This window comes from Cyclobacterium plantarum (assembly GCF_011290685.1).
GTDB lineage: Bacteria > Bacteroidota > Bacteroidia > Cytophagales > Cyclobacteriaceae > Cyclobacterium > Cyclobacterium plantarum.
In genome coordinates, this window is the sequence record NZ_JAANYN010000006.1 from 215,696 (window position 1) to 228,009 (window position 12,314).

7 protein-coding genes are annotated in these 12,314 nt (G+C 43.3%); 3 read left to right on the forward strand and 4 right to left on the reverse strand.

The annotated features are described in order from the left end of the window. Positions 1–164: 164 nt before the first annotated feature. Entirely contained in the window at positions 165–1,745 is a 1,581-nt protein-coding gene (locus G9Q97_RS15425; RefSeq protein ID WP_166148362.1) for a SusD/RagB family nutrient-binding outer membrane lipoprotein, read from the reverse strand. Between the two features lie 30 nt (positions 1,746–1,775). Next, a complete protein-coding gene (locus G9Q97_RS15430; RefSeq protein ID WP_394352998.1) occupies positions 1,776–5,009 on the reverse strand; it encodes a SusC/RagA family TonB-linked outer membrane protein in 3,234 nt (1,077 codons plus the stop codon). 700 nt (positions 5,010–5,709) lie between these two features. Here G9Q97_RS15430 and G9Q97_RS15435 point away from each other — a divergent pair. Next, complete coding sequence (locus G9Q97_RS15435; RefSeq protein ID WP_166148366.1) at positions 5,710–7,122, forward strand: sulfatase-like hydrolase/transferase; 1,413 nt, start codon at positions 5,710–5,712, stop codon at positions 7,120–7,122. 406 nt (positions 7,123–7,528) lie between these two features. On the opposite strand, the gene G9Q97_RS15440 is transcribed toward G9Q97_RS15435, so the two are convergent. Continuing rightward, entirely contained in the window at positions 7,529–7,900 is a 372-nt protein-coding gene (locus tag G9Q97_RS15440) for a VOC family protein (RefSeq protein ID WP_166148368.1), read from the reverse strand. A 193-nt stretch (positions 7,901–8,093) separates the two neighbouring features. Continuing rightward, a complete protein-coding gene (locus tag G9Q97_RS15445; protein WP_166148370.1) occupies positions 8,094–9,923 on the reverse strand; it encodes a DUF885 domain-containing protein in 1,830 nt (609 codons plus the stop codon). A gap of 215 nt (positions 9,924–10,138) precedes the next feature. Between G9Q97_RS15445 and G9Q97_RS15450 the strand changes: the two genes are divergently transcribed. After that, a complete protein-coding gene (locus G9Q97_RS15450; protein ID WP_166148372.1) occupies positions 10,139–10,570 on the forward strand; it encodes a VOC family protein in 432 nt (143 codons plus the stop codon). 262 nt (positions 10,571–10,832) lie between these two features. Continuing rightward, complete coding sequence (locus G9Q97_RS15455; RefSeq protein ID WP_166148374.1) at positions 10,833–12,224, forward strand: PIG-L family deacetylase; 1,392 nt, start codon at positions 10,833–10,835, stop codon at positions 12,222–12,224. Positions 12,225–12,314 lie beyond the last annotated feature (90 nt).

The following is a 12,314-nucleotide window of genomic DNA, read 5'->3' on the forward strand; positions in this document are numbered from 1 at the left end:
TTAGACCCTATCGTGAATCAGGAAAGGGAAGGGAGTTGGCTGATTTAAAAGAATATAATGGGCGCAACAGAAATTCTAACGGCTGTTACAAATTTATGCCTGGTGCGGACAAAAAAAGAGGGCACCCGGTGGGTACCCTCTTGACTTGTTATAGCCTATTCTAATCAATTGTCCCAAAACAATGTTCTGGTAAGGTTATCATTAGGCTGTACCTGCTGATAGTTTTGGGTATTATAGGTTTGTTCCGAACCCGGGTAAATCCACCTGTTGGGAGGTAGGCTTTGCTGGTTGGACTGATCTACCCAGAACTCCAGATCCGGCATTTCGATCCTTCTCAACTCTGCCCAGTTTTCATTGGGTTGCACTACGTTGAAATGAAGCCATTTTTGTTCGGCGATCAGCCTCATCTTCTCCATATCTCCGTCAGCCGCATCCCAACTGATATCTTCATCGGCCAAATAGCTGTCGATGCCTTCTTCTGTTATCGGCATTGGCTCGGGAGAGATCAAGTTATTACTCATGTTTCGCAGCATTTCGTAATAATGGATGGATTCCCTCACTCCACTTTCATAATGTTCTTTAGCCTGAGCATCCTGTCCTTCTTTTAGGTAATATTCGGCAACCATAAAGTGAATCTGGCTGGCGTTTATTAACATTCCAGGAAAATACTGGTTTCGGCTTAACGTAGTCCGATTGTAGATGGTCATGGTATTTGATCCGATCAGCTCAGTCTGAACAGACGAACTTAAAAGGGGATCCAGTGTGAGAAACTCTCCTTCGGCTTCTTCGCCCGGTTCAAACACATAGGTGAGACGCGGATCATCGTTATTCAACATATGGTCCACTATGGCTTTACCAGCGATATTGCCTTCCCAGTCTTCCAGTCCAGTTTGAAAACTATTTGAAGTGATTAAGGTTCCCAATTCATGGATGCGGAAGGTAATATTCTCATCGTTGGTGGTTACGATGGGGTAATTGCCAGGATTGGACAAAATCGCATTGATTTCCGAAGCTGCACGATCTGAGAATGACGGAATGCCGCTCACCCGAGTAAGCATACGGATACGTAAGGAATTGATGTATTTTAACCACATGTCAATGTCACCGCGGTTGATCAAATCCTGAGATTCAAATCCAATTAATATGCCTGGATTGATATCCAAGGTTCTCAACTCATCCGCAAAGCCAGCCAGATCATCCAGCATTTTGGTATAAATGGCCTCAGGCTCGTCATAGGCAGGATAAGATTCCGAATAGTCTCCACCATTGGTACTGAGCATCCCTGCCTCCGAAAACGGAATGGCCCCGTGCAAATCCACAATTTTTTGGGTATGATCGTACAAATAGGTGGTTGCCGTGATCATAAAAACCCGGTTATCCTCCTTGTTCTGATCACTCAAGCCCGCATACACTTTCTCTAATTCCCGGTATTGGGCCAGAAACTGGTAATAATCATTCCAACGCCCGCTGACAGCAGCCGATCCGGGAACGTACTGGTTCTCTTCATTGACCCAGCCTGTAGCCTGGGTGTAGCGGTTTAATGTAATCCTCAAATTAACAAAGTAATTTGTATAACTGGGGAGTACGTAATTCCGGTTGGCAATAATAAAACCGGTAAATTGCTTTTCTACGGAAGTTTCTGAAACCTTGGAAGGATCGGTGTAATTCTCCTCAAACTCGGAGTACTCACAACTTGCCAGGCTGGTAAGGGCTACCAAGGTCAGTAATATTATTTTATTTTTCATGATACTTTGATTTAATAGTAGAAACACCACTTAGAAGCTAGCCCTAAGCATTAAACCTACGGTTCTAGTAGCCGGATTGGTACCTGCATTGGTCAGGGTCTGCGCCCATCGGGAACCACCGGTCATCACCTCCGGATCCAGGTCCTTGATATTTCGATAGAAGAAGAATAAATTTCTTCCAAAGGCAGAAACATTGATGCTGTTGGCACCCAATCGCTCTGCGAAGGTAGAAGGTACATCATACCCTAGAGAAAGTTCCCTCAGTTTCAAATAGGTGTTGTCCTTAATGTATAACTCGTATCTGGCCTGGCTGTATTGCGGACCTCCCCAGTTATACGTGCGCTGGTAGTACAAGGCCTGCGAAATCACATTGGTATTTGGATTTCCATCTGCTGTAACGCCATCCATCAACATACCGTCGTCATACACCGGTTCTCCATTGGGGCCTTGTGCGCTGGTCGTTTGTACCCCTTGGCCGTCTTCGTTAACGTAGTAAGACAATCCACCTCGTTCGGTATTCATATAGTTCAAGCTTTCCTCCGTCAAGCCCCTACTGATCATCCAGTTGACACCGGTAGGCATCACACTACCACCGATCTGGAAATCCGCTAATACCTGCAAAGAGAAATTCTTGTAGTTCAGGTTATTGAAAATACCCCCTACTGCATCCGGCATGGCATTACCTGCCAGGATCCATTCGTTGGGATCAATTTTATACATTCCATTTGGCTGAACGATTTTCTCACCATTGGCATTGGTTTCTACCGGACGAGCGAAGAAATCACCCATAGGACGACCTACTACAGATCTTAGTTGAGCAGCATTCCCATCATAGTCAGCATGTAGTAACTCGGTCGCATTATTGGCCAATTTCTCTACCACATTTCTGTTTCGGGCAAAATTGATGCCTGCTAACCAGTTCAAACCTCGGCTCTGATAAATCGTCCCGCTCAAAGCAATCTCGATCCCTTTGTTTCTCAGGGTACCAATATTGGCAAGGACAGATGTGGCACCGGAGGTGGCGGGAAGTGTCAACGGCAAGATCTGATCCCGGATCTGGGCATTGTAGTAGGAAAATTCAAACGACAACCTGCCGTTAAAGAATTGGCTATCTGTTCCAAACTCGAATTCATGCTTCTGCTCCGGTCGGATACCGTCGTTTCCAAAGCTGCTGGAAATATTGGTATACAGTACCGGTGCCCCACCAGGCTGTTGAACTCCCAGCGTATTTTGATTGTAGGCAATATTGGCTCGGTATACATCCGGGTAATTTCCTACGATACCCCAGGAACCTCTTAATTTGGAAGCACTGATCCATGAAGGCAAGTCGATCGCATCTGAAAGGATGAAACTGGTATTGGCAGAAGGGTAGATAAAGGAATTATTGTTCGGATTCATGGTGGAGGTGCGGTCCCTTCTTACCGTTCCTTCCACATAAAGGTACCCTTTGTAATTTAGGTTTAAAGTACCAAGGGCGGCATCAATGACTCTTGATGTTCTGCTGGAATTGTTATTGGGCAGGTTGACCGAAGCCACTACGTCAAATAAATTCTCCGTACTCAGACCTCCGTTTGTTCCCCTGGATATAGAAGAAATATTCTCCTTATCAGCTGTATAGCCTGCGGTGGCACTCAGGGTTACTTCATCGGTTAACTTTTTGTCGTAATACAAGAACACGTCCCCATACAATATACTGAATATCTCGTTGGACATGCTGAATCCTCCTGAAGGGCCGAAGGCTAAAGGACGGGTAGTAGAACTCTCATTCTCATTTTCTCTATACGTGAAATCAGTAGAGATCCTGGTTCTTAAGCTAAGTTCATCTGTAAATTGGAACGTATTGGTAATGCTACCAATCACGCGATTACTTAGCTCGGAAGCTCTTTGCTCATTGACACGCCATACATAATCTGCTATATCCCCTTGAAAACCATTTCGGGTAATGTTCTCATCGGGAGTCAGGCTTTGCCCGTTTCCGGTTACAAATCGATAGCCTCGACTGGTCTTGTACTTATCCAGGTACCAGGCACCATTATCAAAACGGGTCATCATCCCGGTAAAATTATTGATCATTCGATCGATAGAATAAGGTCGGTTTCCGGTATACTGATTGATGTAGTTAATAAACACATCGGTTTTAATCTTATCGGTAACCCGGAAGGTAGCATTTAGATTTGCAATGTTTTTACTGTTTTTGGAATTCAAACTCAGCGCCTCATTGTCCTGACGGGTCAGTGAAAAACGGAAATCAGCCACATCGGTGGAGTTGGAGATCGCCACGTTTACCTGTGAACTAATAGGATCATTGAACAAGGCGGCATAGTTGTCTTCCTGTGCCCTATAGGGCCTTACCTGGTCATCCCAAGCCATGACAGGCCTGCCATCGAATGGTGCACCAAAATTTAGATTGGTAGCTGGCATTCCTGTAGAACCGTCGGGATAGGTGATAAAACCCTCTTCATTTTGACCAAAGTCAAAAACATGACTTGGAGCACCTGGTCCTCTCACATTTTGATAGCGAGGAAGATAGGCGATTCTATCCATGGCATAGTTGGCATTGAAATCCACTTTAAAACCCTTGGTAGTTCCTTTTTTAGTCGTAATCAAAACGACTCCATTTACTGCCTCGGATCCATACAAAGCAGCAGCCGAGGCTCCTTTCAAGATGGAAATATCGGCGATGTCTTCCGGGTTAATGTCCAACAGACCATTACCCCTCAGGCGTTGATCTCCCCAATAATTGTTGTTGTTTACTTCCTCATTCCGGATAGGAATACCATCCAAAATGATCAGAGGCTGGTTCCTACCGGTGATGGAGTTGATTCCCCGGATAGTAATGTTTACTGCGGAAGTAGCCCCACCAGCACCTGCCTGAATCCGAACGCCCGGTGCCTTTCCATAAAGTGCCGTCGCCAAATTGGGGGTCCCCACTTTGACCAGCTCATCTGATTTAATGTTAGAGGTCGCATAACCCAAGGCTCTTCGATCTCTTTCCTGACCAAAAGCAGTCACCACCACTTCATCCAGGCCTGCCACATCCTCGCGCATGGTGACATTAATGCTACTTTTGTTTCCTACCGGAATGCTCTGGGTCTCAAATCCGATAAAAGAAAACACCAGGGTAGCATTTTCCGGAGCGTCCAAGGTGAACTCCCCATTGATATCGGTGACAGTTCCTATTGATTCTCCCTGAACCGTGATGGTTACCCCTGGAATGGGCTCACCGTTTTCGTCGGTGACAGTTCCCGTCACCTGAGCCTCCATGGCATTTGATTCGGCTGCAAAATCAGCGCCCGGACTATTATTTGCCAGGGCATGGCTTGCCAACATACATGTCAGCACCATACCATGGAATAAAAAGAATAGCGCCCTTTTTATTCCATGATTTTTTACTAGTAGATTTTTTTCATTCTTCATTTTGTTGATTGAGTCAGGTTTAGCAAGGGTTTTACCCTTAGTAAACATTTAGAATAAAACTTGAATAATTTTTTGATTAATTCAGCTTTTATAGCTGTTTCTAACTTGAATTTTTACATAGGCAGGATTTGTTATTTTAATTTGTATGAATTAGGTAAGCATTAAATAACTGCTAATTTTATAATATTTTTTATTAAAAACCAGAAGTTAACAAAAAAATTTATTTTATTAAGGCAATATTTTAATTTTCAAAATGAAAGTTTGTAAACGGTTAATAATCGAAAGTTTTAATCAATTATACCGTCTATGCAATATGCGGCAATGGATGGGCCTGCTATTAAAAGATTAATAAATAATTAACTTTCTATGCTAAGCATTATCATGGTAACTGCTTTGAAAAAATCCGAATGATTGAAACGCCTATTAATCCCCAAGTCGGGCTATTTTGAAAAATCCATGTTTTATTGCTGGCTTAACAATTAGAATAACCTACCCATTTATAATGGTCCGATTGAAAGGCATTAAAGTATTAAAGTTAACTTAACAAATGATGATGCACAGTTTAATGATCTCACTTTTTATCCTGTGGAATCAGGTTTTCATTCCCACTGAGACAAATACCATTGATTCCCTGCCCCCCAATATCATCGTCATCCTGGCAGATGATCTGGGTTACGGGGATTTGGGAGGTTTTTATGGGGGAAAGGCCCATACCCCACACCTGAACCGCCTGGCGGATGAGGGCATACTTTTTACTGACTTTCACAGTAACGGAGCCATGTGTTCGCCCACCCGGACGGCATTGCTGACCGGAAGGTACCAACAAAGACTCGGTATTGAGGATCCCCTGCCGGGAGATTGGCAGCAAAAAGGGGTAGGTGCCATCAAAGGTATTGCAGGAGAAGGGCTGTATGCCCCACCGACGATAGCCGATTACCTGAAAAAAGCCGGTTATGCTACTGCCTTTTTTGGCAAGTGGCACCTGGGCAACCATCCAGATGCCAATCCCAGGAATTTTGGATTTGATGCGTTCCGGGGTCTGACCTCAGGTGATGGCGACTATTTTTCAAAACTGGATCGTCATGGCTTTCCGGATTGGTGGCACAACGAAAAGCTATCCTTTCAGGAAGGCTATACCACAGATGTGATCACCGACAATGGCATTCAGTTTATAGCAGCAAACAAAGAACAACCTTTTTTCCTTTACCTGGCGCACCTGGGTGTACATTTTCCCTGGCAATCCCCTGGGGACGGACATTTGGAAATCCGGAAAGAGGGCACCGACTATACCTCCAGCCTACCCGGTCCTGCCAGCAAGCTGGGACCCCATGCGCCTGAAGAGATACCGGGTACCCTCATAGAAATGATTGAATCCCTTGACCGGAATGTGGGAAAATTGATCGCTTATCTCAAAGCAGAAGGCCTGGATAAAAACACATTGTTGTTTTTTACTTCAGATAACGGGCAATACCTGAATTATCAGGGTGACACCTGGCCTCATGTAGGTTCCAATGGCATGCTGAGAGGAGAAAAGTCCGACCTCTTTGAGGGAGGACACCGGGTACCCGCCATTGCCTGGTGGCCCGGGAAGATAGATGCGGGAAGCAGGTCTTCCGAAACGCTGGCCTCTTTTGATCTTTTACCTACCTTTCTGGAGTTGACCGGACAGGCTTTGCCTGACCCGAAAGGAGAGGATCGCCTGGATGGGCAAAGCTTGCTGCCGGTCCTGACCGGCAGAGGAAAAATGCCCGACAGGACCCTCTTCTGGAGGACTCCGGAAGCCATTGCGGTCCGAAAAGGTCCATGGAAATTACTGGAAGACCGGGAGAAAGATTCCCTTGCGCTTTATAACCTTGAACAAGACCTGTCCGAAAGCCAGGACCGGAAAGCAGATTTTCCGGAAATCGTACAAGAACTTAAACGCTTACGAGATCGCTGGGAGCAGGAAATGGACAAATGACAGGTAAATGATTTTTCCGGAGGAGATCGCTAACCGTCAAGGTATCAAAGGTTGCTGACCTTTGGGGTTTTCCCAACCCCGAAGGTCTCTTCTCGGACGTGCACGTGCAAAACCGTCGAGGTCTCAAAGACCTCAACGGTTTTAAAAGAATCCTGACCTTTGGGGTTTTCCCAACCCCGAAGGTCTCTTCCGGAACGTGCACGTGCAAAACCGTCGAGGTCTCAAAGACCTCAACGGTTATAAAAGAATCCTGACCTTTGGGGTTTCCATAACCCCGAAGGTCTCTTCCGGAACGTGCACGAGGAAAACCGTCGAGGTCTCAAAGACCTCAACGGTTGCCGACCTTTGGGGTTTTCCCAACACCGACGGTCTTTTTCGATATGTAGAAAGAGGAATTGCGAGTTCCCTACACATGCTGATCCACCAGAATGGTATTGCCATCGGGGTCCATCACCACAAAGCTGCCCGGCCCGGAACTGCTTTCATCTGCTTCGGTTACCAGGGAAATCCCTTCCTCCTTCAGCTTCTTTTGTATGCTTCGGATATCGTCAAATTGCTTTAGCTTTTGGGCATTTTCATCCCAGCCCGGATTGAAGGTAAGGAGGTTGTTTTCAAACATGCCCTGAAAGAGACCGACCAGCGCATTGCCGTTTTTCATGATCAGGTAATTTTTTTTCAGGTCACCTCCGAATTCGGAAAATCCCAGCTTTTCATAAAAATCCCGGGAGGTTTTAAGGTCTTTTACATTCAAACTGATAGAGAAAGCACCTAAATTCATGGTATTGGTGTTTAAGTTGAGAGGTTTAAAATTTCTACTTGCTTTATCAATTTAATGAATTATTACTTTTTAAAAGAAATAATGGGGTGAATTTTATAAAGCCCTGGAGCGCCTATAAACCTCTAAAACCGATTCTGCATTGACCTTTGGTCAAACATTAATTTAAGAAGGAAGCCAATAAGGAACTTTCACATCAGGCAGCCTTTTCCTTCACCCCGGCAATCCACCGCTTTATTTCTTCTTCCAATATATCCAAAGGCAGGGCTCCTCCACCGAGCACGGTATCGTGAAAGCTGCGTAGGTCAAATTGATCTCCAAGTTCATCTTCTGCCATGGCCCGGAGTTCCTGGATTTTAAGCATTCCGATCTTGTAGCCGGTGGCTTGCCCTGGCATTACCATATATCGCCTGACCTCAGCTTTGATGGCCCCCTGGGAAATGGAGGAATTGTCTGAAAAGTATTGGATAGCCTCTTCTTCTGTCCAACCCTTGGCATGCAGTCCGGTATCTACCACCAAACGTATGGCCCTCCAGATTTCATTGACCAGCCTGCCAAAATCATAATATGGATTTTCATAGCCGCCCATTTCTTTGGCCAGAATTTCTGAATAAAGTGCCCAACCTTCCACATAGGCATTGAATCCCAATTGGGTACGGAATTTTGGGAGCTCTTCCAGCTCCTGAGCAATAGAAATCTGCATGTGGTGGCCCGGGTTCCCCTCATGGTAGGCCACACCTTCCATAGTGGATTTGGGCATGGCGTTCATATCAGAGAGGTGCGCATAGTAGGTACCCTTCCTGGAACCATCGGGAGTGCCTTTGGAATAATGCTGGGGTGCGCCATCCTGTTCCCGGAAAGCTTCCACTCTTCTGACCTGCAATTCCGCTTTGGGCAGCAGTCCAAAATAGTTGGGTAATTGGGCAGTAATGGCATCAAGAAAGGCCTTAGAATCATCCAGGTAAGCCTGTCGGCCCTCATCCGTGTTGGGGTAAAAAAACTGCTCATCGGTATTGATAAACTCAAAAAATGCTTCCAAATTACCCTCAAAACCGACTTTTTCCTTGATGGCCAGCATTTCCTGTTTGATGCGGTCCACTTCGGCAAGACCGATCTGGTGGATTTCTTCAGCAGTCAGGTCCGTGGTCGTAGACGCTTTCAGGCGGTGTTGGTAAAAAGCATCCCCATCCGGATGCCGGCTGACACCCGTAGGTTTTTCTTCCAACCCAGGTAATTCTGCTTCCAGCCAGGTAATCAGCTCCTCATAGGCAGGTTTAAATCGCTCTTTCAAAGCTTGTGCTGTAGCATCCCGGTAAGCTGTTGCCTGATTTTCATCGATTTTCCCTTTTGCTTTCAAACTATCTATTTTGGCAATGGCATCGTTCCAGAGTGGGGAACCTTCCTCTCCTTCATCGAAAGGTTGACCCTTAATGAGTGCCTCCGCCTGGGGGATTACCATTTCATAGGCAAATCGTGGGGGTTTGATACCAGCCTCTGCCTGTTTTTTTGCCCGCTCCAATAGTTGCCGGATTGCCCTGCCCGTTTCGCCCATTCTACTGATCAGGGCATCCATGTCCGATGGTTCATCCACTTTATGGTAATTGATCAGTGTATTGGGCAGCCCTGTGTGAACACCCATCATCTGGTTGAATATGTAGGGGTATAGTCTGAATTCAGCTTCCTCCCTGGCCATCTCGTATTGGTATTGCCAAAGGTCGAATGAAACCCTGGCTTCAGGATTAAGGCGGTCTTTGTCAAACTTTTCCTGCATCTCTTTTACGCTGTTTTGTCTCCATGCGAGCTTTTTGTCAGCGCCCTCCTCACTAAAGTCATCCAGCTGATCGTATAAATCCTTGCGGCCCTGTGCGGTAAGTTGTAGCGGATTTTGTTGAAGCCATTCCTCATATTGCACATCTAACCATTTATTGAATTCGGTACTTTGGTCTTCTTGTTTAACTGGTCCGGAAGTACACTGAAAAAATAAAATCGCAATGAAGATTAGCAGAAGGTTAGGGCTTTTGGACATGGCTTTTATTGGTTAAGGTGATTGGTGGACAAATTCAAAGCTAAAATACTATTTTTTCTTCAGCTTTCATCCTATAGAAAAGCCGGTTGCCCAAGCCGGGTAAATTTTTGAAGATAATGGCCTGCTTAATTTTTTGTCCTAAGACAAGTCCACTTTCCGCCCGAAAAGCTTAAATTTATACTTGTTCCATTTATTCAACATAAAATCCAGGCACCATGACTAAAGTCAACACCTACCTTACCTTCAATGGCAATTGCCGAAAGGCCTTTGAATTTTACCGCTCCATATTTGGAGGCGAATTTTCCTCTATCAGTACATTCGGTGAAATGCCAACCCAGGAAGGCTACAAAATGTCAAAAAATGACACTCACAAAATCATGCATGTGGCACTTCCCATCAGCAAGGAAACGGCCTTGATGGGTTCTGATACCAGTGAACATTATGAAAAAGCCACCTTTGGTGATAATTTTTCCATTTCGATCCATACAGATACAAAGGAGGAGGCAGACAGGTTATTTAAAGCACTTTCAGAAAACGGAGAAAAGACCATGCCCATGGACAACACTTTCTGGGGTTCTTATTTTGGCATGCTGAAGGACCAATTCGGCATCAATTGGATGGTCAGTTTTGAAACAGGGACACAATAAACGGATTTTTCAAAGATATAGACCACCATTTAGTTGTTTGTTTGATCCTGTGCCAGAACTAACAGCAAAATATAATAAGATTATAAAAAATTTACAGAGGTTAATTTATCAGTTAAAGTAGAACTAAACCAAAAAAAATACAAGCTATTGAGCAAAAAAAAATAGTAGAATTATGTATCTTTACATAATTGTATAGGATAAAACAATAATTTTTTAAAGCATTATATTTATAAATAACATTTTCACAAAATATTTAAAATTTATGAAAAAAAAGAGATTTTTAATAATTTTTGGTATTTTTTTTGTATTATTTCTTTCGTTATTCTATTTATTAAAAACTAAAAGAAGCGAGATCTTTGATTATGACATTTCTGAAAATTATCATTACAAGTTCAATACAAGAAATACCACAAAATTAAACCTGATTGAAAACAAGTTACTGATTCCAGATAATTTAGGAAAAGGGACAACTGCTTTCATAAAAGTCAATATTAAATCTACCTTTTTAGGGAAAATTTTTTCACCGAATATAGAACTGATATCAAAAAGTGCTAAAGTAATTGATTATTTCGAATTTGGAGGTTCCGGAGACCGATATTTAAATATCAGTTCATTGTTACAGGAGGAGGCCAAACAAATTGAGCTTAAAAGTAATTTTCTGGAAATCCAGAATGCAACAGTTGAATTGATTCATTTTTCGAAATCGATACCAACCGAATCGAAAATTCTGATTATTTCTCCCCATCCGGATGATGCAGAAATTGCAGCTTTTGGACTTTATAGTAAGTTTCCTAATTCCTTTATACTAACCATTACTGCCGGGGAAAATGGACTCATGCATTATAATGAAATATTTCCCGATAGTATTCAGCATTACCTTAAAAAAGGCCAGATAAGAACGATCAATAGTATTTCTATTCCCTTAATGGCAGGATTAAAACACGATCACATTCTTAATCTTGGCTATTTTGATGGTACCCTTAAAGAAATGTTTGATAGGGATCCGCACCCTGTTTTTTCCCAAATATTAAAAACTGACTCAATAGGTATATTTAGAAATTTGAATTTTTCCTCATTAAAAGACAGTTTGACTGGTAGGTCAAACTGGAGTTCATTGGTTCAAAATATTCAGTTAGTTCTGGATTTTTTCCAGCCTGATATCATTGTTTCACCTCACCCTCAAATGGATAGCCACCCCGACCACCAGTTTTCTACTTTGGCAACAATTGAGGCAATAAGAAATGCAGGATTAAATAAAGGGGAATTGTTTTTATATTCAAATCATCATGTTAAAACAGAATTCTTTCCTTTCGGTAAAACAGGGGGTACCCTTTCTTTGCCGCCTAATTACGATGATGATTATCATTTTCATTCGGTTTATTCACATGCCTTATCCGAAGAAGATCAAATGGAAAAAGTGTTGGCATTGGACGCAATGAATGATTTAAGACCAAACACCCAATGGCGGTATTGGCATAAGTTACTTCATTGGACTTACCAAAACATCAAAGTATCCATCAAAGGACAACAGAATACCTATTTCAGAAGGGCCATAAGAAGCAATGAATTGTTTTTTGTAGTTCCTATCCAAGAATTGAACGATGAAACCCCTTTTGAGAAAACCCTAACTCCTAATAGGGTAATTTTAGAATAATTTTTTTGGCAAAGGCTATTTTTTGGTCCCAGGAAAACCTTCCAGTAGAATTACCCCCAAAACAAATGGCAACTTCATGAAAAAACTATT